This is a genomic window from Jeotgalibacillus terrae, from assembly GCF_016908195.1.
GTDB classification, from domain to species: Bacteria; Bacillota; Bacilli; order Bacillales; family Jeotgalibacillaceae; genus Jeotgalibacillus; species Jeotgalibacillus terrae.
Map to the genome: position 1 here is coordinate 1 of NZ_JAFBDK010000027.1, position 23,334 is coordinate 23,334.

A 23,334-nucleotide genomic window follows, 5' to 3' on the forward strand; every position below is an offset into this window, starting at 1 on the left:
TTATGTGGATCTCGTATGGCAACGGTGGATCAAATGGATGTCATTGGTGGGTCAAAAAGATGGCAACACTGGATCTATCCCTTGGCTGTAGTCACTTTTATCCTGAGCAACTATTTTATCAATTGCAAGACTATGGTTAATGATCGTAGGATCTTTTAAATAGACTTGCTGACCACTCATTATCTCTAAATTATTTACCTTTAACATCTCTTCAGAAGAATCCTGCTCACTTGGCTCATCTTGTCTGTCGGATTCTGGTCCTGGCTTTGGTCCTGGCTCTGGTCCTGGCTTTGGTCCTGGCTCTGGTCCTGGCTCTGGTCCTGGCTCTGGTCCTGGCTCTGGTCCTGGCTCTGGTCCTGGCTCTGGTCCTGGCTCTGGTCCTGGCTCTGGCTCTGGTCCTTCTTGCTCTTTTTTGAAAGCTTCAAAAGCCTTACCTCTATTATTCGGATTTATAGCCATATCTATATTTGTCACAAAATATACAACATAATCATATATTACACCTAAAAATTTGTGGTAATTAATGTTTTCGATAAAACCTCCACGTTCATTGGAAATCTTTAATCCTTCTTCTAGATCATTGAAATTAGGAAAGTTCAGGTAACCGAAAACATTATGTTGCTTGTAGCTATTTGCTTTTTTTCTTTGACTAATATTTGTAAGTTGCAACCAGTCATTGTTTACATTCAAGAAATTATATAAAGCAAAATTATTAACATACAATTTAATTCCATGACCAAATTTCTTCATATCATTAGTTTTTTGCTTACTTTTAACATACCATGTTCCACTAAAATCTGGGATCATAATAGATTCATCATCAATCAATCCACCTGTAAGATAGTCATCAAATGATAAACTCCACGGTTTAAATAAATATTCTTCCTCAAGAATAGCTTTTCTATCAATATTCTTAGATAAATCTATATATATCTTCTCTTTTTTTATTCTTGAGTCATTGACCAAGTATTGAAAACTAAGGATATTCTCTTTTTGATTGTAATCAAATTGAACACTTGCATCAAAATCATTTTTCATGTTTTCAATATTTTCTACTTCTAAATCAACTTTTTCTGCATCTTTAACAATAGTTATCTTAGGAATATTAGAATTTAATTTAAAATTAATCATTGAGATGTGTTTAAATTTTTCTAATTCTTTATCAGAATTAAGTAAATACATATCATGATCACTTATACCACTAATTGTGATCTCTGTGCCTTGTGTAAAATTATTATCCTCAATTAACTCATATATAGGATTTATATTATCTTTATCCCATTTAATTAAGTATGTTTCATCATTTTTATTTTTTGTTTTAATCTTTGCGGAGTCACCTAAAGAAAATATGGAAAATAAAGCAAGACCCTTACTACCTAAAATCATCAACCCTTCTTCATTTGTTAAAGTAACTCTCTTTTTTTGAGAAGATGCAGCCTTACCTATTTCTTTTATAGCCTCTATTGAAAAACCATCTCCAGAATCTATTAATTTAATTTGATTAGAGCTTGAGTTTATATGTATAGTTACTGATTTCGCATTAGCATCAACACCATTTTTTACTAATTCCGAAAGAACTACGAGTGGACTAGATACATTTCCTAATGTATTTAAAATTTCTTCTTTAGGTAGTTCTACCCCTAGAACAGGCATTTTAATTCTCCCCTTTTCTTAATATTAATACAGTTTCATTATTCATTGATGAAACTGCACCATGACTTTTTATATTGGAAATCTTACGAGGCATTCTTTTTCTTGGTATAGCTCTATTAAATGTCGCTTCAACCTTTAAACCTTTGAGTTCACAATAGTCGCTTGTAATCTTATCAAGTCTTATTTCCACATTATCCACTCTTCTATTACCTAAAGTTAGTACCATAAGAGAATTTGGTTTTAGTATTCTAATCATATGACTTAATGACAAAAAATAATCCGAAAAAAAGCTATTAACTTTTTTCTTTTTTTGGTTACTAATTTTAGTTAGTATTTCTTCAAGTGCAGGTATTTCCTCTCTCACTTTACTATTTTTCAGCCTACCTCCTAAACTCTGACTATCGATAGCAGAAAAATTACTAATCAGTTCTTCATTATTGACACTTATATCTTGTCTGTCCATCCACAAAAGACTCAGTATTGAATATTGACCATAAGTAACGGTAGTTCCATTGTCTCCATAGGGTGGTGAAGTACAAATCAAATCAACGCTATTACTCTTCATTTTTTCCATTTCAATGTTAGAGTCACCTTGAGTTATTGATTGTTTTTTCTCATAGTTTGAATCTAAGTGTAAATGTTTTTCTTTAATGAGTATTATAAAGTCATTAAAAACGTTATTTTCCATACTTATTATTTTTTCTTCTTCTTTTATATGCAATTTAAAAGTCGAACTTCTGGTATTACTGTACTTACGTATTAAATCTGATAAACATACCCAAAAGTATAATCGATTCTTTCTGTTCTTTTCTAAAATTATTGCTTGTCTTATCACTGTGAGATCTGAAATTACATCTTCGCGAAACCACTTGGATATTTTTGGGAAGTAATGACATGCTGTAATATCATTTTTCAATTTTCTAAAATTGTATATTAAATCTTCAATACTATTATAAATAGTATCTGTGTTAACACCATTTATTTTTACGGTAGTGATAATATTAGCCAAAGGATTTATATCAATTCCTATTAAATTCAAATTAAATTTCTTACCTTCTACTAGAGTTGTTCCTGATCCGTGAAAGGGATCAAAAATGTTATCTATGTTTTTTTCTAATTTAATAATATCTCCTATTATTTTATGTTGCATAGGAGCAACCATCATCGCTGGATAAGTTGCTATTTCATGAACTCCAGCTCTTTTTTCCTTTTGAAAATCCCAATAACCATCACCATAACTATTAAGTTTATCTTGTAAAGTTGTCAAATTAAAAACCCCTACTTTAGTACTTTTTTCATGAACTATATCACATGATAATACTGATAAGTAAATAAAAAATATCAATTAATATTTAGTAAATATTGATGTTAAATTGAAACCAGCTAGATTCATTGTTAGTTTAAACTAAAGTTCTAATATATACATTTTATACTATATTATTAGATGTTTATACCCTATTAACAAAAATGAACTGAATATTGATAAATATCTCTATCAAATATTTATTCTCTTTTGGGTTACCATTTAGCTTTATTTTTGTAGTGTTAGAAATAATTAAAAGCCATTAGAACCGCGTGTATATATCGTCTAATGGCGTTCATGTATTCTGAAATAAATATGCCGTAATACTTCAGATACAACCGAAATATTTAAAAGAAAGGATCGATCACAAGAAAAATATTATCTACAGCACTTTATTTGACTTAATTAAAAAAAGAAGACGAACTAGAAAAGTTCGCCTCCTGAAATAAAAAATAATCTAAATCGTTACAAACAACATGATTCAAAACCCTCGTACTTAATTAAATTTTAGCACTTTATAAATAAAAAGTTTAGCTTATTAGCCGATTGAACCTTCCATCTCGAACTTAATCAGACGGTTCATCTCTACTGCATATTCCATCGGAAGCTCTTTCGTGAATGGCTCAATGAAGCCCATTACGATCATTTCAGTTGCTTCTTCTTCAGAAATTCCGCGGCTCATCAGATAGAATAGCTGCTCTTCAGAAACCTTAGACACTTTTGCTTCGTGCTCAAGTGAAATGTTGTCATTCAGAATTTCGTTGTATGGAATTGTATCAGATGTTGATTCGTTATCCATAATCAGCGTATCACACTCAATGTTAGAACGTGCACCGTGGGCTTTACGTCCAAAGTGTACGATTCCGCGGTATGTTACTTTACCGCCTTGTTTTGAGATTGATTTCGATACGATTGTTGATGATGTGTTTGGTGCTAAGTGGTGCATTTTAGCTCCTGCATCCTGGTGCTGACCTTTACCTGCAAGTGCGATTGACAGTGTCATACCACGTGCACCTTCACCGCGAAGGATCACTGCAGGATATTTCATTGTCAGCTTCGAGCCGATGTTTCCATCTACCCATTCCATTGTTGCATTTGCATCACATACTGCACGCTTCGTTACCAGGTTGAATACGTTATTCGCCCAGTTCTGAATCGTTGTGTAACGGCAGTAAGCGTCTTTTTTGATAATGATTTCAACAACGGCACTGTGAAGAGAGTTCGTTGTATAAACAGGTGCTGTACAACCCTCAACATAGTGTACGCTTGAACCTTCATCAGCAATGATCAGTGTACGCTCGAACTGACCCATGTTTTCAGAGTTGATTCGGAAGTACGCCTGTAGTGGTGTATCAACCTTTACGCCTTTTGGAACGTAAATGAATGATCCACCTGACCATACTGCTGAGTTCAGTGCTGAGAACTTGTTATCACTAGAAGGAATAACTGTTCCCCAGTGCTTTTTGAAAAGCTCTTCGTTTTCTTTAAGCGCTGAATCAGTATCCTTGAAGACGATACCCATGTCTTCAAGATCTTCTTTCATGTTGTGGTATACAACTTCTGATTCATACTGTGCAGATACACCTGCAAGATACTTCTGCTCAGCTTCAGGAATACCAAGCTTATCGAATGTACGCTTGATTTCTTCCGGAACCTCGTCCCAGCTGCGCTCGCTTTTCTCTGATGGCTTTACGTAGTACGTAATTTCATCAAAGTTCAATCCACTTAAGTCGCCGCCCCACTGAGGCATTGGCATATTGTAGAATTGCTCAAGCGCCTTCAGACGGTAGTTCAGCATCCACTCAGGCTCTTCTTTCATGCGGGAAATTTCTTCCACGATTTCACGCGTCAGACCACGCTTTGAACGGAAAATCGATACGTCTTTATCATGGAAGCCATACTTATAATCGCCAACTTCGGGCATTTTCTTCGCCATGATGATTCCTCCTTCTTTGTTTGCAGTTACTCAGACTGCTGGTCAATCCCCTTCTCCATTGCTTTCCAGGAAAGTGTTGCACATTTGATACGGGCAGGGAATTTTGCCACTCCCTGCAGTGCTTCAATATCACCAAGGTCAACTGAATCATCGTATTCTTTGCCAAGCATCATATCTGAAAAGATTTGAGAATATTTCAGTGCTTCATCAACCGGTTTACCCTTGATGACCTGTGTCATCATAGAGGCAGACGCCATTGAGATTGAGCACCCTTCACCATCGAACTTTGCTTCTTTTACAATTCCATCCTGTACATCAAGTGTTAAGTGGATTCTGTCACCGCAGGTTGGATTGTTCATATCGACAGTCACGCTGTCTTCAATCTCACCTTTGTTACGCGGGTTTTTATAGTGATCCATAATCACCTGACGATACAGCTGATCTAAGTTATTAAAAGACATCGCTGAAATACTCCTTTGTTTTAACGAGTCCATTCACTAAACGGTCGATATCTTCTTCTGTATTATACAGGTAGAAGCTCGCACGTGCAGTTGAAGATACGTCCAGCCATTTCATCAAAGGCTGTGCACAGTGATGACCTGCACGGATCGCAATACCGTCTGCATCAAGCACTGTAGCGAGATCATGTGGGTGAACATCGTCAAGATTGAATGTCACAAGTCCTGCGCGCTGTCCTGGATCTTTAGGTCCGTATATCGTTAAACCGTCGATCTCAGACATTTTCTCCATCGCATACGCAGCAAGATGGTGCTCATACTTTTCAATTTCATCGAGTCCGATTTCATTTAGAAAATCAATTGCTGCACCAAGACCGATCGCGCCTGCAATGATCGGTGTGCCGCCCTCAAATTTCCACGGAAGCTCTTTCCATGTGGAATCCTGAAGCCCCACAAAATCAATCATCTCACCGCCGAATTCAACCGGCTCCATTGCATTCAGATGCTTTTTCTTACCGTAAAGCACGCCAATACCGGTCGGACCGGCCATTTTGTGACCTGAGAATGCAAAGAAGTCACAGTCAAGGTCCTGTACGTCAACCTTCATATGCGGCGCAGCCTGTGCACCATCCACCATCATCACTGCACCATGTTCATGGGCAATCTGTGTGATTTCTTTAATCGGGTTCATTGTACCAAGAACATTTGACACCATCATGATTGAAACGATCTTTGTATTAGCAGTAATCGTCTCGCGAACATCATCAAGTGACAGTGTGCCGTCTTCCTGAAGCGGTACGTACTTCAGTGTTGCACCGGTTCTTTTCGCCAGCTGCTGCCACGGGATAATGTTGCTGTGGTGCTCCATATGTGTGATGACGATCTCATCGCCTTCTTTCACATTGTCTGCACCATAGCTTTGTGCCACTGTATTAATCGCTGTTGTGGTACCGCGCATGAAGATGACTTCTTCAGATGATGCGGCATTAATGAATTTACGAACTTTTTCTCGAGCTCCTTCATACCCGTCTGTCGCACGGGTTCCAAGCGTGTGTACACCGCGGTGCACGTTTGAGTTGTACCCTTTATAGTACTCGTCAAGCGCCCGGATCACAGACAGCGGTTTTTGAGAAGTAGCTGCGCTGTCCAGATAGACGAGCGGCTGACCATTTACTTCCTGGTCCAATATTGGAAACTGTCTGCGGATCTCTTGAATATTCATACATTCACTTTCCTTTCAATAACCTCTGTAAGCTGCTGCTTAACCCCTTCGATTGGAAGTTTGGTTACAACAGGTGCAAGGAATCCATGGATTACAAGACGTTCTGCTTCCTGCTGGGAGATACCGCGGCTCATCAGATAGAACAGCTGCATCGGATCAACACGTCCAACAGAAGCTGCGTGACCTGCTGTTACATCATCTTCATCAATCAGAAGAATCGGGTTAGCGTCGCCGCGTGCTTTCTCGCTTAACATCAGCACACGTGATTCCTGCTCAGCGTTTGCTTTTGTTGCACCATGTTCAATCTTACCGATTCCGTTAAAGATTGATGATGCAGCGTCTTTCATTACGCCGTGCTTTAAGATATAACCTTCTGAGTTTTTACCCCAGTGCCTGATATTCGTTGTAAAGTTCTGTTTTTGTTTCCCGCGGCCTACAACAACCATCTTTGTATCGCCATGAGAATTATCACCGATCAGGTGCGTGATGTTTTCAGAGATTGTATCTCCATCATTCATCATCCCAAGCGCCCACTCGATTTTAGCATCGCGTGCAGCAGTCCCGCGGCGGTTTACATACGTTGTTGTACCTTCAGAAAGGTTATCAACTGCACCGTATACAACGCGCGCGTTATCTTTTGCCACGACTTCAGTAATAATGTTTGCAAGTGACTCACCGGCACCTTCAGTAGCCAGGTAAGACTCTACATACGTGACTGAAGAATTTTCTTCTGCTACCACAAGTACGTGGTTGAACAGTGCTGCTTCAGCATTATCATGAACGTAAACTGCCTGAATCGGCTCTTCAAGTTCTACATTCTTCGGAACATAAAGGAAAGCTCCTCCGTTCACAAGTGCTGCATGAAGTGCAGTCAGCTTATGCTCGTCCACCTGAACTGCATCCTTCATGAAATATTGTTCTACAAGCTCAGGGTGTTCCTTCGCTGCAGTTAAAATATCTGTGAAAATAACACCTTTACTCTTAAGGCTGTCAGACAGCTTTAGGTAAGCTGGTGTGTTATTGCGCTGAATATACAGGTTTTCCTGCTTATCAGCATCTACAAGTGATTTTACTGTTTCAGGAAGGTCTTCAAGTGAAGCATACACTTCGCTGTCTACAGTATGGCTTGCAAACTGTGTGAAATTCCATTTATCAATTCTCGTTTTATCCGGCTTCGGCAATGGCAGCTCTTCTGCTTTCGCAAGTGCGTCCAATCGAAGGGACGACAGCCAGCCAGGCTCGCCGTTCTTTTCTGAGAAAGCCTGCACCGCTTGCTGATCAACCGGCAATTTCATTTGTGTCGTCATATTCATCCTCCTATCAGTTACGCTTCTTGTCCTACAGTTTCGTCTTCAATACCAAGCTCCTGCTTGATCCAGTCATACCCTTCACTTTCAAGGCGCTGTGCAAGCTCAGGTCCGCCAGACTTCACTACGCGGCCCTGCATCATAACGTGTACGAAATCAGGCTCAATGTAGTTTAGAAGACGCTGATAGTGAGTGATAATCAGGCAGCCGAAATCTTCGCTGCGCATCTGATTGATTCCTTTTGATACAACTTTAAGTGCATCAATATCAAGACCGGAGTCAATCTCATCAAGAATACCGAATTCAGGCTTGATCATCATCAGCTGAAGAATTTCGTTACGCTTCTTCTCACCGCCTGAGAAACCTTCATTCAGGTAACGCTGTGCCATATTCTGATCCATTTCAAGGAAGTCCATGTTTTTATCAAGTTCTTTGATGAATTTCATCAGAGAAATCTCCTGGCCTTCTTCACGGCGTGCATTGATTGCAGAACGAAGGAAGTCTGCGTTTGTCACACCAGTGATCTCACTTGGGTACTGCATTGCAAGGAATAATCCTGCAAGTGCGCGCTCGTCCACTTCCATCTCAAGCACGTTCTCACCGTTGAGGAGTACTTCACCTTTTGTTACTTCGAACTTAGGGTGTCCCATAATTGCAGAAGCAAGCGTTGATTTACCTGTTCCGTTAGGTCCCATAATAACGTGAATCTTACCGCTATCTAATTCAAGGTTTACACCTTTTAAAATTTCTTTGCCTTCGATCTCAACGTGCAGATCTTTAATTACTAAAGTTGAAGCCATTGTCTAATTACCTCCGTTTGTATGTGAATTTGAAATGGAAGAACCATTCTCAATTTATTCTCATTCTAATCTTATAACAAATTAAAACTAGAATCAAATGACGTTGACCCTTGCCTTTACAATCAAAAAAGTCAGTGTAGGATACACTGACTTTTTCACTTCTCTACTATTATAAATGATTGATGACTTTACCTTCAAGTTCCTGGACTAAGTCCTGTGACTTTTTGTACTCTTCTTCACGTTTCATTTCCACATTCATACGCACATTGTGATCTCTCATATACGTCTCGTAACCAACTCCGTGCGAACTTAGCATCTGCTTCTCCATGTCAGTTGTAAAATCAACTTTAATCGGATGGATAATGAATCATTCCTTTTCGGTTTTTTGTCCGTGACTTAGCTTCCAGATTTTTTCTAAAACTGTTTGCTAGTTGGTGTATTACCCGCTAGAAAACTTAATAAACACCCTATCATAATTTTTTCACTATTACAAATATTCATTAAAGGAGTGTAAGGGTTTACATTGTTTTTGTATCAAGGGATGAAAATTTTTAAATTTTTTTTGGAGGCTGCAGCATCCTGATGATGTGATCACTACATTCAAATCGTGCTTCTTTGCGGCTGAGCGCGAAAACACAACACCTGCGGCCCTAACACTACAACCAAGTCCTCCGCCCCCATCAAAAAAACTGCCCAGTCTTAGACTGAGCAGCTTCCTACTATATTATTCACCATCTACAGGAACGACTGCGCCGCCCCATTCTTCAAGGATGAAGTCCTGAATCTCTTCAGAAGTTAATACTTCAACAAGCTTCTGAACCGCTTCATTCTCTTCATCACCGCTGTTTACCGCAATGACATTCACATATGGTGAATCTGAATCCTCAAGTGCGATTGAATCTTCAAGCGGGTTGATTCCTGCATCAATTGCATAGTTAGAGTTAATCAGAACAGCGTCTCCTTCTCCATTTTCATAAAGCTGAACAAGAAGTGCTGCTTCATAATCAGCTTCGAACTGAAGGTTTTTAGGGTTTTCTACAATGTCTGATACTTCTGCTTCTGTCTTTTCAACATCAGGATCAAGTGTGATCAGACCTTGTGCTTCAAGCATTGTCAGAATACGGCCATGGTCAGCTACTGAATTACTCATCAGGATCTCAGCGCCGTCAGGAAGATCCTCGAGCGATTCGTGCTCCTGAGAATAGACACCAATCGGTTCGATGTGGATACCGCCAGCATTAACAAAATCAAAATCTGTTTCAGGATCTGCAATTTGAGACTCAAGATAAGGAATGTGCTGGAAATAGTTCGCATCAATTTCACCTGCATCAAGGTCCATATTAGGCAGGATATAATCCTGGTAGGTCTCAATCTTAAGATCCACGCCTTCTTCTTCAAGAATCGGCTGAGCCTGCTCAAGGATTTCTGCGTGCGGTACATTAGATGCACCTACAGTCAGTTCAATCGGTTCGCCGTCTTCTCCTGATCCGATTCCTTCATCTGCACTATCTGAACCGCAAGCGGCTAATGCGAAGATACTTGTTACTGCGAATGTTCCTGCTACGAATTTTTTCATGTGTGATTCTCTCCTTTAAATGTGTTTGATATAGTGAGCTAAAATTAGCGTTTATCCAGTTTGTTGGTAAAGAAATCTCCGATAAATTGAATGATGAATACAATGATCAGGATAATAATCGTTGCTGCGAGCGTCACGTCATCTCTGCTCCGCTGGAATCCATCAAGGAAGGCCAGGTTGCCGAGTCCGCCTGCTCCGATTACACCGGCCATTGCCGTGTAACCAACCAGCGCGATCGCTGTCACTGTAATACCTGAAATAAGAGCGGGCATTGATTCAGGAATCAATACCTTAAATACGATCGTACTTACTTTTGCACCCATTGAACGTGCGGCCTCAATAACACCTTTATCAATTTCTCGCAGTGCAATTTCAACCATTCTTGCATAAAACGGTGCCGCTCCAATGATCAGTGCAGGTAACGCGGCGTCTGCTCCCCGTATTGTACCGAGAAGAGTCCTGGTAAATGGAATCAGCAGAACAATCAGGATGATAAATGGAATCGACCTGAAAATATTTACGACCGCTGTTGTAATGGCATACACAATCTTGTTTTCCCAAAGGTTTCCTTTAGAAGTGAGAAATAATAGAAGTCCGAGTGCGATACCTAAAATAAATGTGATCACGACTGAAATAAGTGTCATATAAATGGTTTCATATGTGGCTTCCCACATCATCGGCCATTCAACATTAGGAAAAATCTGCTCAATCATGTGTGATCACCTCCACACCAACACTTGCTGCTTCCAGGAATTCAATCGCACGGTCAAGTTCATCTTGCTTACCGTGTAAATGAATAAAGAGTGAACCGTAAGCCCCGTTTTGAGTCTGTGAAATTTTCCCCTGCAGAATGTTCACCTGAAGGTCAAATGAACGGATTAGATTCGTAACGACCGGCTGCTCAGCTGATTCTCCAACGAATGTCAGCTTGATGACCCTGCCATCCTGATATTCATTCAGCAGATGCTCAATCGTATCTTTCGTTTCTTCAGGCTCAGTCACCTGTTGGACAAAACGTTTTGTAATATTTTCTTTCGGCTGTTTGAATACATCAAGAACATTGCCAAGTTCAACAACCTTCCCGCCTTCCATCACAGCAACGCGGTGACAGATCTTCCTGATCACGTGCATTTCGTGTGTGATCAGCACGATTGTCAGACCAAGGCGCTTGTTGATATCAACAAGCAGTTCAAGGATTGAATCAGTTGTCTGAGGATCAAGTGCTGACGTTGCCTCGTCACAAAGCAGCACTTCAGGGTCATTTGCAAGTGCTCTTGCAATCCCTACTCTCTGCTTCTGACCACCGCTGAGCTGAGCCGGATAAGCATCGCCACGTCCTTCAAGACCAACCAGTTCAATCAGTTCATTTACTCTCTTCTGCCGTTCCTGTTTTGGGACACCGGCAATTTCAAGAGGGAAAGAAATGTTTTCACTCACAGTCCGTGACCAGAGCAGATTGAAATGCTGGAAGATCATACTGATTTTCTGTCTTGCTTTTCTTAAGTCGCCGCCTTTAATGGACGAGATCAGTTTGCCATTAATATCTACTTTTCCTTCTGACGGCTGCTCAAGACCGTTCAGCATCCGGATCAGCGTACTTTTACCGGCGCCGCTGTATCCGATCACACCGAAGATCTCGCCTTCTTTTATTTTTAAATTGACTTTATCGACTGCCGTCAGCGAGCCGGTTTTTGTTTTGAATACTTTTTTTACATCTGAGATGGTTATCATACCATCACCTACTTTCGTAAATTAACTTATTATCCCGTTAAAGTGGCAGAATGGAAAAGTGCCACTGTTTTGAGGCGGGATACCTTTTATGTGAAATACAAAACGCCTTTCTGCGTGATGAGCAGAAAGGCGTCCAAAATTAAACGGCTTTCTCTCATCTGCCAGGTGTTAACCTGTGTGACTTGGCACCTTTCCAGTAAACTGTCGGTTGCCGGGCTTCATAGGGCACTTCCCTCCGCCGCTCTTGATAAGAGTTTTGCGTATTAAGTTAGTAGTCATTAAGAGTACGAGACAAATCGTATCATGATCTTAAATTTACTGTCAACGAATTTTTTTCAAAATTGCACATTTACTTTTGTGCAGGTTCCTGGGACAGCTGTCCAAATGCCTCAAAGATTGTCGGCACTGATTCGAATTTATAGATTTTTTCAACCATCTGCCCATCCTTAAAAAGCAGCAGACATGGTACGCTTTCAATTTTATACCTTTCTGCCAGCGGCTCTACATAATTCAGGTCCGCTTTTCCGATATCCGTATCTGTTACAGCTGCTGCTGTGACTTCGAGCATTTTACCGGCCAGCTTACACGTTCCGCACATCGGTGTGTACAGATACATGGCTGATTGTTTACCTGATTCAAGTCTTTGATCGAGGTCTTTGATCGTCCATTCTTTTATCATTAAAGATTCATCCTTTTTTCAAGAAACTCTGTGTAGATATCTATATTTGCACCTGCAAGTATAACTGCAAGATGCTGCTCTGGCGCTGTTGCAACTTCCCTGTAAGCTCTGTCAATATACAGGTGATCCGCTTCAGGCATTTCTCTTTTGAACTGTTTACGGAGTTTCTCTCCAGCATCATCAGCATCTACAAGTACATACACATCTTTTTCATACAATTCATCAATCAATTCATCCATCTTTGTCAGGCTGATTGTGCCGTTTGTACAAATGATATCTACGGGTTCTCTGATGATCGGCTGTACTTTCCGTTTATCAGACTTCCCCTCAACAATAATAACCTTCTTGCACTCCATTTTCCATCACACCCTCACCTAAGGATCTCACGGCTTTCTAACATGGTATGCTGCTGATTTAATTGTCGCCTGTACGCTTTGGAAATGCAAGTAAATGAGATTCGAAATTCCTGCCCGGATGCGGACGATTGAGTTCTCACAGCAGTCAATGCGGTTCTCACTGCAGCCAGCGGACGTTTTACAGCAGTCAGTCCGGGTGTATCAGACAGTTAGCGGGCCGAACACAGCAGCCAGATCAGAAAACACAACAACCAAAACAAAATTCCAGCAGCTGGCCAATCACAAATTCCCAACTAAAAAACCGCCCACCAAAAAGGTGAACGGCACAAGAATCAGTCTTCGTCAGTCATTTTGTCATATGCTTCAGCATCCATCAGTTCATCAACCTCTGACTCATCAGAAAGTTCAACGACGACCATCCATGCTTTTTCATATGGTGATTCGTTTACGTACTCAGGGCTGTCTTCAAGGTCTTCATTAACCTCTACAACTTTACCGCTGACTGGTGCATAAAGCTCTGATACCGTTTTTACAGACTCAACGCTGCCAAATGGCTCGTCTGATTTAAGCTCGTCTCCAACTTCTGGAAGCTCAACGAATACGATATCGCCAAGTTCAGATTGTGCGAACTCAGTGATTCCGATTCGTGCTTTACCGTCTTCAACTTTTACCCATTCGTGCTCTTCTGAATAACGCAATTCTTTTGGTGAACTCATGTACTTTCCCTCCGCATACGAATTGATTACTATACTACTTCATATTGGCATAACAGGTGCCTGAAAACAAGAATTGTTTACGAATTAGCCCAGCCATTTTTCTTCAAATTCAGGTTCCTTAAATCCAACCGTTACATTTTCACCATCAGTCGTCAGTGGACGCTTGATCAGCTTACCGTCTGAAGCAAGCAGTTCGAGCTTTTCATCATCTGACATTTCCGGAAGTTTATCTTTCAGACCCAGCTCGCGGTACTTTACGCCGCTTGTGTTAAAGAACTTTTTCAGCTCAAGGCCGCTTTTTTTATGTAGCGCCTCCAGCTCTTCTTTTGAAGGCGGTGAGTCAATCAGGTGAATTTCCTCGTAAGAAACCTCCTGCTGATCAAGCCATTTTTTTGCTTTACGGCAGGTGCCGCATTTTGGGTATGTGTAAAAAGTAATTGCCATGTTCAATTCCTCCTTTTAATAACAGCGATCTTCAACTGTAATAATCAAATGCTTTAATTGTGCGAGCGCTCCTTCAAGCGCAAGCGAGTAGTTCCGCTGCGTGCCAAACTGCTCCATTTTCAAAATACCCTGTTCTCTCAGGATTTTCAAATGGTGAGACACAGCCGGGCGTGATAATGGAAGTTTTTCTGTCAGTTCATTGACTGTCATGGAATCTGTATCTGAAAGCATCAGCACAATATCCTGCCGATACGGATCACTTAATGCCTGGAATAATGGAATGCAATCGCGGAATGCTTTTTCTGCCTGCTCCCCCATTGGTGTCACCTCGATTCTGCAACTATTATACCCGCTCCTGCGTTTTTCTCACAATCCCTGCTGCAGCTGACCTTGAAATCAGACGGCTCGCCCGCGACTGAAGCTTATTCATACCACCCGGGATAATCTGTTTTTTACCATTCATGAATTCGATATATGCAATTTTAGCAACTGCCTGCGGTTTCATCGTTCCGCCTTTAAACAGTTTTGAATCATTGAGTTCAGCCTGATCTTTAAATCCGGTGCTCGTAGGTCCCGGATACAGTCCTGACACCTGCACACCATGGTCTGCCCATTCATTATCGAGCGCTTCTGTCAACGATTTAACATATGCCTTCGAAGCATAATAAACAGCCATCAGCGGTCCCGGAAAAAAGGCTGCTGTTGAAGCAACATTCAGGATTTTCCCCTGGCCTGCATCAACCATTTTTATACCGAATAACTTTGTCAGTTCAGTCAGAGATGTGATATTCAGCTGAATCATCTCCTGCTCTTTTTGGAGATCTGTCTTATGAAATTCACCGAACAATCCAACGCCGGCATTGTTGATCAGGATATCTACAGACAAATCCTGAGCTGTTATCTCATCATAAAGCTTTTGCGCAGAACCTGATTTGGACAGATCACTCTTAAAAACATTCACCTGAATCGTGTATTTATCAGCCAGTTCTGCTGCCAGACCTTTCAGCTTATCCTCACTTCTCGCCGCGAGAATCAGATTATAACCATTCTCAGCATACAGCTTTGCAAACTCTTTCCCAATCCCGCCTGATGCACCTGTGATTAATACATTCATAATAAAACACCCTTTCTGTTTATATGTTTAAACGTTTGAACATATAGTAAAGGGTTGTCTTTGGAATGTCAATTTGAAATGCTCACTCATAAAAAAAGAACCGCCTGATTGTCAGACGGCTCCTTTGCATATTGTTTAAGCTCTTAGCATTGGCTGTGACTTATTTATTAACTTCACACGACAAACTTTTCAGCGTCGATCAGCTTAGCTGCTGCTTCACGCTTAACCGGGATCAGGTTAACCGGTGTGAAACGCGTGAACTTGCGCAGTGCAGAAAGCATCATGCGAAGTGAATCTCCGCTTTCAGCAGCAATCAGTGTTTCTTTTGCATGCTGTTCAATTTCATTGAAAGCTTCCTGACAGAAGATCTGTGTATAAAGAACTTTCTGCTGGTTCTTTTCAAGGCCTGACTTTTCAACTGCTTTTTGCGTACGGAGCAGTGAAGATTCCATCGCATAGGCAAGTGAAACGATATCAGCAATATTCACAAGAACTTCCTGCTCTGCTTCAAGTGCTTTGCCGTATTTCTGAGCTGCAAGACCGGCAGCAAGTAAACCGATTTTTTTCGCGTTTTTCACAAGATATTCTTCCTGCTTCAACGGCTCGTCACTGATCTCTTCAGGCATCATTGACATTAATTCTTCCTGAAGCGCCTGAGCTTTCTGAAGAAGCGGCAGTTCACCTTTCATTGCTTTACGCAGGTATGTGCCAGGCACTAACAGACGGTTAATTTCATTTGTTCCTTCAAAGATACGGTTGATACGTGAATCGCGGTAGATACGCTCTACTTCATATTCCTGCATAAAACCGTAACCGCCGTGAAGCTGTACTGCCTCATCCGCAATGTAATCAAGCGATTCTGTACCGAATACTTTGTTCAGTGAACATTCGATTGCGTATTCAGCAATTGATTTTGCCACTTCTTTACCGTCTTTAATTTCTTCATCAGACAGCTGGCTCATACGGTCTTCGAACAGCCCAACTGTACGGTATACTGAACTTTCTGTTGCATAAAGTTTAGCACCCATTGTCGCAAGCTTTTCTTTTGTCAGGTTAAAACTTGAGATAGGTGTATTAAACTGCTTACGCTCGTTTGTGTACTTCACTGCAAGCTCAAGTGCACGCTTTGAAGCTCCAACAGTACCTACTCCAAGCTTATAACGACCAATGTTCAGGATGTTAAAGGCGATCACGTGACCCTTGCCTGCTTCACCAAGAAGGTTTTCAATAGGTACTTCAGCATCTTCAAGAATCAGCGTACGAGTTGAAGAACTCTTAATACCCATCTTCTTCTCTTCAGCACCGACTGATACGCCATTAAAATCGCGTTCTACGATAAAAGTAGAGAAATGCTCGCCGTCGATTTTTGCATAGACAACAAATACGTCAGCGAAACCTGCGTTTGTGATCCACTGCTTTTCACCATTTAACACATAGTGAGTACCAGCTTCATTTAACTTAGCAGTTGTTTTCGCACCAAGTGCATCAGAACCTGAACCCGGCTCAGTCAGTGCATAAGCTGCAATTTTCTCACCTGTAGCAAGCAGTGGCAGATACTTCTGCTTCTGATCTTCGTTACCGAAAAGAACGATTGGCAGAGACCCGATTCCAACGTGTGCACCGTGAGTGATTGAGAAACCGCCCGCGCGTGACATTTTTTCAGCAATAAGCGCTGAGCTGACCTTATCAAGTCCAAGGCCGCCGTACTCTTCAGGCACGTCTGCACCAAGAAGACCAAGATCCCCTGCTTTTTTCAGCAGCTTAACTGAACGGTCAAATTCATGATTTTCAATGTGCTCTACTTCAGGAACGACTTCGTTGATCACATAGTCTTCAGTTGTTTTGGCAATCATTTTCTGTTCGTCTGTATAATCCTCCGGTGTGAATACGTTTGCCGCTTCAACATCCTCAATTAGAAAGCTGCCGCCTTTTACCAATGCTTTTGTTTCGTTTGACATGAAAAATTCCTCCTTTGTTTGTTTTGCTTTATGAACGCTGCTCCTTTCGCTCCAGGCGGACGCTTTCCGCAGGGCCGGCGGTGAGCCTCCTCGAGCTTCGCTCTGCGGGGTCTCACCTGTCCGACTTCTCCTGCTGGAGTCGCCACCTTCCGCTCCAGTCACAGCTGAATTTAACTGACTAAAGGTTATGACAAGCTATCAAAATATCATTAATTAATCATTTCGAAGACGCCGGCTGCGCCCATACCGCCGCCGATACACATCGTGACAACGCCGAATTGCTGCTGTCTACGCTTTAGTTCATGCAGCAGTGACAGCGTCAGCTTTGCACCTGTACAGCCAAGCGGGTGGCCAAGTGCAATCGCACCGCCGTTTACATTTACAATCTCTTCATTCAGTCCAAGCTGTCTGATGACCTGAATTGACTGTGAAGCAAAGGCTTCATTCAGTTCGAACAGATCAATATCAGAAAGCGAAAGTCCTGCAAGCTTCAGTGCTTTTGGAATCGCTTCTACAGGTCCGACACCCATGATTTCAGGTGGTACACCGCCAACAGCGAATGAACGGAATTTTGCGATCGGCTTCAATCCAAGAGCTTCTGCTTTTTCGCGTTCCATCACCATCAGTGCAGCTGCGCCGTCACTTGTCTGTGAAGCGTTACCCGCTGTTACTGAACCGGTAGTTGAGAAGGCCGGACGAAGCTTAGCCAAAGACTCAACTGATGAATCAGGACGTACACCTTCATCTCTTGAGAAAGTGAATGTTTCTTCTTTCATTTTATGATCTTTTCCTACTGTACGGCGTGTGACTTCAACCGGAACGATTTCTTCGTCAAACACACCGCCATGTACTGCTTTTGCAGCCTTCTGGTGACTTCTGACTGCGAATGCATCCTGGTCTTCACGTGAGATGCCGTATTTTTTTGCTACTTCTTCTGCTGTGTGACCCATGCTCATATAGTATTCAGGCATGTCTTCAGCAATAATTGAATTTGGACGGACTGTGTGACCCATCATCGGGACAAGGCTCATTGACTCTGCCCCACCTGCAATGATTGTGTCAGCATGACCGAGCATGATGCGCTCTGCACCGTAAGCGATTGACTGCAGTCCTGATGAACAGTAGCGGTTAATTGTGATCGCCGGGACTGTGTAATTCAGACCTGCAAGTGCACCGATATTACGGGCCATGTTCATACCCTGTTCTGCTTCAGGCATTGCACATCCGAAAATCAGGTCATCAATTTCACCGTCATAGTTTCCTGCACGCTTTAATGTTTCTCTAACTGCCAGTGCGCCGAGGTCATCCGGGCGTACATGAGCAAGTGATCCTTTTTTTGCTTTACCGACCGGAGTTCTTGCTCCGGCAACAATTACTGCTTCACGCATTGTGCTCCCCCTTTAATGCTAGAATGATCTGATTAGACCGTCGAACTGCGCTCCGTTCGACTGGATGAATATTTAAAATGTAAAGTTGCTGATATAAAGTCAGATCTTCAACGTTTAATAATCTAAAAATTAGTTGCGCAGCGGCTTTCCTTTTACAAGCATGTGCTGCATACGCTGTTGTGATTTCGGCTGTTCGATCAGGCTCAGGAATGCTTCTCTTTCAAGCTGAAGCAGGTATTCTTCGTCTACTTCTGTGCTGTATGGAACTTTTCCGCCTGCAATGACATAAGCGAGTTTCTTCGCAATTTTTAAATCATGTTCAGAAATGAAACCTGACTGATACATAGACTGTGCACCGAGCAGCAGTGTTGCATATCCAGGTTCACCTGTAACAGGCACCTTTCTTTTCACAGGAGCTGAATAGTTTTCAGCCAGGTGAAGAACTGCCTGTTTTGCATCATAGATCAGGTGATCACCGTTAACGCTGATTCCGTCTGATGCACTAAGGAAATTATTGTCTCTTGCTTCAGCAGCTGATGTTGACACTTTCGCCATTGCGATCGTTTCAAACACTTTGTTAGCTACCTTCTGAAGGTCGAAGTCCACACCTTTTGGCAGGCTGTTATAGTAGTTCAGGTAAAGCTCTTTGTTCCCGCCGCCACCAGGGATCAGCCCGACACCAACTTCAACAAGTCCCATATACGTTTCAGCTGAAGCCTGGATATGGTCAGCCGGCAGACAGACTTCTGTTCCGCCGCCAAGCGTCATGCCAAATGGTGCTGCAACAACCGGGAATGAGCTGTATTTCAGCTTCATCATTGCCTGCTGGAAGTGTTTGACGACCATATCGATTTCAAAAATATTGTCGTCCTGCGCTTCCATCAGAATCATCGCAAGGTTTGCACCGACACAGAAGTTTTTACCCTGGTTACCGATCACAAGCCCTTTATAATTTTTAGACACTTCATCTACAGCAAAATTGATCATCTGGGTAATATCCATACCAATCGCATTGTTAGGTGATGTAAATTCAAGCAGCGCGACGCCGTCACCAAGATCGATCAGGCTTGCACCTGCGTTCTTCTTGATTACACCGTTCTTTTTCTTCAGACGCTTCAGGTTAATGACTTTCTCATTTACTTCGACAGGCTGATATTCTCCGTTATGATAGAAGAACTGATCACCATTTTCTTCTTTATAAAATGAGTCATGGCCATCTGCAATCATTTTTTCAACCCATTCAGGTACGGTGTACCCTTCAGCTTTCATGCGCTCAACTGATTTCGCTACGCCGATTGCATCCCATGTTTCAAATGGTCCTTTATCCCAGCCAAAGCCCCATTTCATCGCCTGATCAATATCTGTAATATTGTCCGCGATCTCACCTGTCAGCTCAGCTGAATAAACTAGTACCGGTGCAAGAATTGACCAGAGCAGCTCAGAAGCACGGTCTTTTCCATACACAAGCGTCTTCATTTTTCCTGAGAAGCCTTTTTCCTGCTTCGCCATTTCAACAGATGCTGCTTTTAATTTGCCGCGCTCTTCATATTCGAGTGTTTCAGGGTTTAACTGAAGGATTGCTTTTCCTTCTTTTTTAAAGAATCCCTGGCCTGACTTACTTCCAAGCCAGCCGTTATCACGCATTTTCAGCATGAAGTCCGGTACTTCGAATACTTCTTTTTCCTGACCGTCAACCTGGTCATATACGTTTTTTGCCACGTGGATGAAAGTATCGAGTCCAACAACATCAAGCGTTCTAAACGTTGCACTTTTCGGGCGTCCGATCAGTGGCCCTGTGACAGAATCAACTTCGCCGACACTGTAACCGCCTTTTAGCATTTCTTTCACTGTGACTAACAGACCGTAAGTACCGATTCTGTTGGCGATAAAGTTCGGTGTATCCTTTGCGAAAACAACTCCTTTGCCAAGCGTATCTTCTCCAAATGTTTTCATGAACTGAACAACTTCCGGATCTGTTGACTGCGCCGGGATGACCTCAAGTAATTTCAGGTAACGAGGCGGGTTAAAGAAATGTGTGCCTAGGAAATGCTTTTGGAAATCCTCAGATCTTCCTTCCGTCATTGCTTCTATTGAAATACCTGATGTATTCGAGCTGACAATGCTGCCAGGCTTTCTATATTGATCTACTTTTTCAAATACCTTCTTTTTCACGTCGAGGTTTTCAACAACCACTTCAATAATCCAGTCAGCTTCTGCCAGCTGTTCCATATGATCGTCAAGATTTCCGGCTGTAATGAGTGCTGCATTAGACTTTGAAGAAAGTGGTGCGGGTTTTTGTTTGAATAATTTCTGAACAGCTCCCTGGCTCAGGCGATTTCTGACCTGCGGGCTTTCAAGTGTCAGCCCTTTCGCCTGCTCTGCTTCTGTCAATTCACTTGGCACGATGTCCAGTAGGAGTGACGGGATACCGATATTTGCAAGGTGGGCTGCAATGCCTGAGCCCATAACACCAGAGCCGATCACTGCTGCTTTTTGAATGTGTCTCATCTGTTAAAGATCCCCCTTTTAAACTGAATCCGTTTTTTGAATGAATACTCATTCATTTTACGGCAAAAAAATATAAGAAAATTCTCTACATTTCTATCTTAATAAAGTTTTCAGAATAAAGCAACAGAAAATTATAAGCGCTTTCATATGAATTTTTGAAAGTTTGATTACAACTCAAAGAACCTGCTTCAAAAGAAAAGACTGAGACAAATTTGTCCCAGTCTTCAGCACGTTATTTGCTGATAATCCCTTTAGCAACAAAAGCCACATTCTGTGGACGTTCTGCCAGGCGGCGCATGAAATAACCGTACCAGTCAGTGCCAAATGGCGTGTACACGCGCATTTTATAGCCCTGCTTGTGAAGCTCTCTCTGGCGCTCTTCACGGATACCATAAAGCATCTGAAATTCAAATTGATCCTTTGAGATTCCATGTTCTTCAACCAGCTTTAATGTATAGTCGATGATTGCATCATCGTGTGTGGCAACTGCTGTATAGTTCCCGTTCAATAAGTGCATCTTAATAATTTTTTTGAAGTTTTCATCCACATCTCTTTTTTCAGGGAATGCGACTTCCGGTGATTCCTTATACGCTCCTTTTACAAGTCGGAGGTTAGGAGAATACTCATTGAGCATCTTGATATCCTCTTCAGTCCGGTAAAGGTAAGCCTGAATGACTGTTCCGATATTATTGTATTCCGATTTGAGCTGTGTAAAGACTGCAAGTGTTTTGCCGCAGCGCTCGTAATCTTCCATATCAATTGTGACAAATACGTTATGTTCAGTCGCCGCATCCAGGATTCTTCTCATATTTTCAAGGACGATCTCTTCAGACAGATCGAGTCCGAGTGATGTCAATTTTAATGAAAGCTCTGAATCAAGGTTATTGAGTCCGATCGCGCGGACTGCATCAATGCATAGGTCAGTGATTTCTCCTGCCTCCTGCTCGTTATCCACAAACTCACCAAGGCAATCAAGTGTGACACAAAGCCCTTCATCATTCAGTTCTTTGATTGTCTTCACTGCCTGTTCAACTGTTTCACCCGCTACAAACCTGTTCGCACCAAACTTTAAACCATACTGTTTGGCTGCCTTTGTCATTGGCTTGTTCGAAGATAAAAATAAAAAGAAATCACGCATCACTTTTTCCATGATGACAAACCCCCTGAATCAAAAATTTGTAACCGCTTTCTATTTTTCTAAAATAAGAAATCCTTTAGCGGACTAGCATAATCTTATCATGACAAGTTTCATTTGAATACAAAAATCGACGCATAATCTTTCCAATTCCTGCACATAGTAATCAGGATGAAAAAGGAGGCGAAAATTATGATGCAGCAACAACTGTCGACAAAGGATCTTCTTTATCTGAAGGATGTGCTTGAATGGAATCTGCTGGCTTCAAAGAAAGCTCATTTTGCGGCTTCCCAGTGCACGAATCCTCAGCTGAAATCAATTCTTGAAACATGCTGTACAACACATAAGAATCACTATGAAAAAACATCTGCTTTTCTATCAGGTCAGCAGCAGGTCCAATAATCAGTAAGGAGGAATTCATATGCAGAACATTCAGCAAACCACGATGTCAGACAAAGACTGGGCAACTGATCTTCTTATACTGGAAAAACATATGACGCTCAGCTACAGCGTAGCAGCCAACGAAGCAAGTACAAATCAGTTATTTCAATTCCTGCAATCGCTTCACGATGAGACAGGCAGACAGCAGCACAACCTGTTTTCATTCATGCAGCAGCAAAACTGGTACTCACCCGCCCAGGAGACACCTGCCAATATTCAGCAGGCTGCCAGTCAGGCTCAGACAGATAAAAGCCAGCTTCCGGTTCATTAATGGAGATAAAAGCCGAAAAGTCCAGTGACTTTTCGGCTTTTATTATTCAGCTGTTATCGTCTTCTTTCTTTTCTTCTCTGACTGCTTTGTTTTTCTGCTGGATATCCCGAACAATGCGCTTCATCTCTTCTTTCCCTTCAGGATAGAGACTGTTCCAGTGACGGGCAAGGGCCGGCATTGTTTTTGCGATATGATTGTATAGCACATACATTTTAATTTCTTCAATTGATTGCTCGGATGTATCTCCTGTAAGCAGTTCTGCATATTTTTCAACCATTGCGTCCATTTTTTCATTCATCATTATACTTACATCCCTTCCCTGTTTTTATGTAGTTAAT

General features: G+C 41.8%; 24 protein-coding genes and 1 riboswitch. Of the genes, 2 read left to right on the forward strand and 22 right to left on the reverse strand.

Annotated features, from left to right (window positions below):
* Window positions 1–51: 51 nt before the first annotated feature.
* From JOD21_RS17750 to JOD21_RS17850, 21 genes are all read right to left on the reverse strand, one after another.
* Entirely contained in the window at window positions 52–1,653 is a 1,602-nt protein-coding gene (locus JOD21_RS17750) for an ATP-binding protein (RefSeq protein ID WP_204730856.1), read from the reverse strand.
* 1 nt (window position 1,654) lies between these two features.
* Window positions 1,655–2,920 (reverse strand): DNA methyltransferase, encoded by a 1,266-nt coding sequence (locus JOD21_RS17755; RefSeq protein WP_204730857.1) that lies wholly within the window; start codon window positions 2,918–2,920, stop codon window positions 1,655–1,657.
* A gap of 574 nt (window positions 2,921–3,494) precedes the next feature.
* Window positions 3,495–4,892: a Fe-S cluster assembly protein SufB gene (sufB, locus tag JOD21_RS17760; protein WP_204730858.1), complete on the reverse strand. Its 1,398-nt coding sequence runs from the start codon at window positions 4,890–4,892 to the stop codon at window positions 3,495–3,497.
* A gap of 26 nt (window positions 4,893–4,918) precedes the next feature.
* Complete coding sequence (gene sufU / locus JOD21_RS17765) at window positions 4,919–5,353, reverse strand: Fe-S cluster assembly sulfur transfer protein SufU (protein ID WP_204730859.1); 435 nt, start codon at window positions 5,351–5,353, stop codon at window positions 4,919–4,921.
* Window positions 5,343–6,572 (reverse strand): cysteine desulfurase, encoded by a 1,230-nt coding sequence (locus JOD21_RS17770; RefSeq protein WP_204730860.1) that lies wholly within the window; start codon window positions 6,570–6,572, stop codon window positions 5,343–5,345. Before JOD21_RS17770 ends, sufU begins: the two co-directional genes overlap by 11 nt.
* Window positions 6,569–7,879 carry a Fe-S cluster assembly protein SufD gene (gene sufD, locus JOD21_RS17775; protein ID WP_204730861.1) on the reverse strand — a complete coding sequence of 437 codons (1,311 nt, stop codon included), beginning with the start codon at window positions 7,877–7,879 and terminating at the stop codon, window positions 6,569–6,571. Before sufD ends, JOD21_RS17770 begins: the two co-directional genes overlap by 4 nt.
* 17 nt (window positions 7,880–7,896) lie before the next feature.
* Window positions 7,897–8,679, reverse strand: a complete 783-nt coding sequence (gene sufC / locus JOD21_RS17780) for a Fe-S cluster assembly ATPase SufC (RefSeq protein ID WP_039810768.1) — start codon at window positions 8,677–8,679, stop codon at window positions 7,897–7,899.
* A 169-nt stretch (window positions 8,680–8,848) separates the two neighbouring features.
* Complete coding sequence (locus tag JOD21_RS17785; protein ID WP_204730883.1) at window positions 8,849–8,995, reverse strand: YuzK family famiily protein; 147 nt, start codon at window positions 8,993–8,995, stop codon at window positions 8,849–8,851.
* Between the two features lie 408 nt (window positions 8,996–9,403).
* Complete coding sequence (locus JOD21_RS17790) at window positions 9,404–10,255, reverse strand: MetQ/NlpA family ABC transporter substrate-binding protein (RefSeq protein WP_204730862.1); 852 nt, start codon at window positions 10,253–10,255, stop codon at window positions 9,404–9,406.
* 44 nt (window positions 10,256–10,299) lie between these two features.
* Complete coding sequence (locus JOD21_RS17795) at window positions 10,300–10,968, reverse strand: methionine ABC transporter permease (RefSeq protein WP_204730863.1); 669 nt, start codon at window positions 10,966–10,968, stop codon at window positions 10,300–10,302.
* Entirely contained in the window at window positions 10,961–11,986 is a 1,026-nt protein-coding gene (locus JOD21_RS17800; RefSeq protein WP_204730864.1) for a methionine ABC transporter ATP-binding protein, read from the reverse strand. Before JOD21_RS17800 ends, JOD21_RS17795 begins: the two co-directional genes overlap by 8 nt.
* Before the next feature lie 151 nt (window positions 11,987–12,137).
* Window positions 12,138–12,240: riboswitch (SAM riboswitch) on the reverse strand.
* 95 nt (window positions 12,241–12,335) lie between these two features.
* The gene (locus JOD21_RS17805; RefSeq protein ID WP_239581685.1) at window positions 12,336–12,665 is read right to left on the reverse strand and encodes a thioredoxin family protein; all 330 of its coding nucleotides are present in this window, start codon (window positions 12,663–12,665) and stop codon (window positions 12,336–12,338) included.
* The gene (locus JOD21_RS17810) at window positions 12,665–13,021 is read right to left on the reverse strand and encodes a toprim domain-containing protein (protein WP_041123132.1); all 357 of its coding nucleotides are present in this window, start codon (window positions 13,019–13,021) and stop codon (window positions 12,665–12,667) included. Before JOD21_RS17810 ends, JOD21_RS17805 begins: the two co-directional genes overlap by 1 nt.
* 332 nt (window positions 13,022–13,353) lie before the next feature.
* Window positions 13,354–13,737: a glycine cleavage system protein GcvH gene (gcvH, locus tag JOD21_RS17815; RefSeq protein ID WP_204730865.1), complete on the reverse strand. Its 384-nt coding sequence runs from the start codon at window positions 13,735–13,737 to the stop codon at window positions 13,354–13,356.
* Window positions 13,738–13,821: 84 nt separating this feature from the next.
* Window positions 13,822–14,181 (reverse strand): arsenate reductase family protein, encoded by a 360-nt coding sequence (locus JOD21_RS17820; RefSeq protein WP_204730866.1) that lies wholly within the window; start codon window positions 14,179–14,181, stop codon window positions 13,822–13,824.
* 15 nt (window positions 14,182–14,196) lie between these two features.
* Window positions 14,197–14,499 carry an ArsR/SmtB family transcription factor gene (locus JOD21_RS17825; RefSeq protein ID WP_041123135.1) on the reverse strand — a complete coding sequence of 101 codons (303 nt, stop codon included), beginning with the start codon at window positions 14,497–14,499 and terminating at the stop codon, window positions 14,197–14,199.
* 25 nt (window positions 14,500–14,524) lie between these two features.
* On the reverse strand, window positions 14,525–15,295 hold the full coding sequence (locus tag JOD21_RS17830) for an SDR family NAD(P)-dependent oxidoreductase (protein ID WP_204730867.1): 771 nt from the start codon (window positions 15,293–15,295) through the stop codon (window positions 14,525–14,527).
* A gap of 173 nt (window positions 15,296–15,468) precedes the next feature.
* A complete protein-coding gene (locus tag JOD21_RS17835) occupies window positions 15,469–17,253 on the reverse strand; it encodes an acyl-CoA dehydrogenase family protein (RefSeq protein WP_204730868.1) in 1,785 nt (594 codons plus the stop codon).
* Window positions 17,254–17,462: 209 nt separating this feature from the next.
* The gene (locus tag JOD21_RS17840; RefSeq protein WP_204730869.1) at window positions 17,463–18,641 is read right to left on the reverse strand and encodes an acetyl-CoA C-acetyltransferase; all 1,179 of its coding nucleotides are present in this window, start codon (window positions 18,639–18,641) and stop codon (window positions 17,463–17,465) included.
* 129 nt (window positions 18,642–18,770) lie between these two features.
* Window positions 18,771–21,149: a 3-hydroxyacyl-CoA dehydrogenase/enoyl-CoA hydratase family protein gene (locus JOD21_RS17845; RefSeq protein ID WP_204730870.1), complete on the reverse strand. Its 2,379-nt coding sequence runs from the start codon at window positions 21,147–21,149 to the stop codon at window positions 18,771–18,773.
* Between the two features lie 232 nt (window positions 21,150–21,381).
* The gene (locus JOD21_RS17850) at window positions 21,382–22,299 is read right to left on the reverse strand and encodes a proline dehydrogenase family protein (protein ID WP_204730871.1); all 918 of its coding nucleotides are present in this window, start codon (window positions 22,297–22,299) and stop codon (window positions 21,382–21,384) included.
* Window positions 22,300–22,476: 177 nt separating this feature from the next.
* Here JOD21_RS17850 and JOD21_RS17855 point away from each other — a divergent pair, with 177 nt between their 5' ends.
* Window positions 22,477–22,686, forward strand: coding sequence for a hypothetical protein (locus JOD21_RS17855; RefSeq protein WP_239581686.1), 210 nt, complete (start codon window positions 22,477–22,479; stop codon window positions 22,684–22,686).
* 19 nt (window positions 22,687–22,705) lie between these two features.
* Window positions 22,706–22,996, forward strand: a complete 291-nt coding sequence (locus tag JOD21_RS17860) for a spore coat protein (RefSeq protein WP_204730873.1) — start codon at window positions 22,706–22,708, stop codon at window positions 22,994–22,996.
* 46 nt (window positions 22,997–23,042) lie between these two features.
* Here the strand turns inward: JOD21_RS17860 and JOD21_RS17865 are convergent, their stop codons facing one another.
* Window positions 23,043–23,297, reverse strand: a complete 255-nt coding sequence (locus tag JOD21_RS17865; RefSeq protein ID WP_204730874.1) for a DUF2573 family protein — start codon at window positions 23,295–23,297, stop codon at window positions 23,043–23,045.
* Window positions 23,298–23,334: the final 37 nt, after the last annotated feature.

Bases quoted from the DNA above. Each gene is read 5' to 3' on its own strand.
- JOD21_RS17750 (WP_204730856.1), bottom strand. From the start codon at position 1,653: ATGCCTGTTCTAGGGGTAGAACTACCTAAAGAAGAAATTTTAAATACA.
- sufB (WP_204730858.1), bottom strand. From the start codon at position 4,892: ATGGCGAAGAAAATGCCCGAAGTTGGCGATTATAAGTATGGCTTCCAT.
- sufU (WP_204730859.1), bottom strand. From the start codon at position 5,353: ATGTCTTTTAATAACTTAGATCAGCTGTATCGTCAGGTGATTATGGAT.
- JOD21_RS17770 (WP_204730860.1), bottom strand. From the start codon at position 6,572: ATGAATATTCAAGAGATCCGCAGACAGTTTCCAATATTGGACCAGGAA.
- sufD (WP_204730861.1), bottom strand. From the start codon at position 7,879: ATGACGACACAAATGAAATTGCCGGTTGATCAGCAAGCGGTGCAGGCT.
- sufC (WP_039810768.1), bottom strand. From the start codon at position 8,679: ATGGCTTCAACTTTAGTAATTAAAGATCTGCACGTTGAGATCGAAGGC.
- JOD21_RS17785 (WP_204730883.1), bottom strand. From the start codon at position 8,995: ATGCTAAGTTCGCACGGAGTTGGTTACGAGACGTATATGAGAGATCAC.
- JOD21_RS17790 (WP_204730862.1), bottom strand. From the start codon at position 10,255: ATGAAAAAATTCGTAGCAGGAACATTCGCAGTAACAAGTATCTTCGCA.
- JOD21_RS17795 (WP_204730863.1), bottom strand. From the start codon at position 10,968: ATGATTGAGCAGATTTTTCCTAATGTTGAATGGCCGATGATGTGGGAA.
- JOD21_RS17800 (WP_204730864.1), bottom strand. From the start codon at position 11,986: ATGATAACCATCTCAGATGTAAAAAAAGTATTCAAAACAAAAACCGGC.
- JOD21_RS17805 (WP_239581685.1), bottom strand. From the start codon at position 12,665: ATGATAAAAGAATGGACGATCAAAGACCTCGATCAAAGACTTGAATCA.
- JOD21_RS17810 (WP_041123132.1), bottom strand. From the start codon at position 13,021: ATGGAGTGCAAGAAGGTTATTATTGTTGAGGGGAAGTCTGATAAACGG.
- gcvH (WP_204730865.1), bottom strand. From the start codon at position 13,737: ATGAGTTCACCAAAAGAATTGCGTTATTCAGAAGAGCACGAATGGGTA.
- JOD21_RS17820 (WP_204730866.1), bottom strand. From the start codon at position 14,181: ATGGCAATTACTTTTTACACATACCCAAAATGCGGCACCTGCCGTAAA.
- JOD21_RS17825 (WP_041123135.1), bottom strand. From the start codon at position 14,499: ATGGGGGAGCAGGCAGAAAAAGCATTCCGCGATTGCATTCCATTATTC.
- JOD21_RS17830 (WP_204730867.1), bottom strand. From the start codon at position 15,295: ATGAATGTATTAATCACAGGTGCATCAGGCGGGATTGGGAAAGAGTTT.
- JOD21_RS17835 (WP_204730868.1), bottom strand. From the start codon at position 17,253: ATGTCAAACGAAACAAAAGCATTGGTAAAAGGCGGCAGCTTTCTAATT.
- JOD21_RS17840 (WP_204730869.1), bottom strand. From the start codon at position 18,641: ATGCGTGAAGCAGTAATTGTTGCCGGAGCAAGAACTCCGGTCGGTAAA.
- JOD21_RS17845 (WP_204730870.1), bottom strand. From the start codon at position 21,149: ATGAGACACATTCAAAAAGCAGCAGTGATCGGCTCTGGTGTTATGGGC.
- JOD21_RS17850 (WP_204730871.1), bottom strand. From the start codon at position 22,299: ATGGAAAAAGTGATGCGTGATTTCTTTTTATTTTTATCTTCGAACAAG.
- JOD21_RS17855 (WP_239581686.1), top strand. From the start codon at position 22,477: ATGATGCAGCAACAACTGTCGACAAAGGATCTTCTTTATCTGAAGGAT.
- JOD21_RS17860 (WP_204730873.1), top strand. From the start codon at position 22,706: ATGCAGAACATTCAGCAAACCACGATGTCAGACAAAGACTGGGCAACT.
- JOD21_RS17865 (WP_204730874.1), bottom strand. From the start codon at position 23,297: ATGATGAATGAAAAAATGGACGCAATGGTTGAAAAATATGCAGAACTG.